Here is a 451-nt window from a genome sequence, read left to right as displayed (position 1 = left end):
ACAAGTCTTTGACATGGATAAAGCTAGCGATCAAAGCTTCACTGTTGTTGTGAAAGCAAAAACTGTTACAGTCACACCAGAAGATCCGAAAGACCCAGGTACAGAAGTTGACCCAGGTAATCCAGACGGACCAGAGTGGCCAGATGGTGTGAAGGCGAATGATTTGAATAAGTCTATCAAACGCACTATTATCTATGTCAATGAAGATGGCACACCAGTCCTAGATCAAGAAGGTAGTCCGGTGATTGTAACCCAGACCGTTGCGTTCAAACGTTCAGCGACAGTTAATATCGTTACGGGTGAGGTTAGCTATAGTGACTGGTCAGCTGCTCAAACAGTTCCTGCTGTTTCATCACCTGTTGTTCAAGGACGTTATACTGAAACAATGATTGTGTCTGCCCATACCTTTAATGCAACAGATAGTGATCAGACAATTACAGTAGTTTATAAG

Annotated in this window: 1 protein-coding gene; it reads left to right on the top strand. The window is 43.0% G+C overall.

The annotated features are described in order from the left end of the window. Positions 1 to 13: 13 nt before the first annotated feature. The coding region (locus ACQRDX_RS09515) for a mucin-binding protein (protein WP_427897468.1) at positions 14 to 451 on the top strand (438 nt) is incomplete at its 3' end.

This window comes from Streptococcus sp. SGI.013 (genome assembly GCF_050315295.1).
In the GTDB taxonomy this organism is placed as follows: domain Bacteria; phylum Bacillota; class Bacilli; order Lactobacillales; family Streptococcaceae; genus Streptococcus; species Streptococcus porcorum.
The sequence above is the reverse complement of the archived record's forward strand: the minus strand, read 5'-3'. Positions and strand labels throughout refer to the sequence as shown.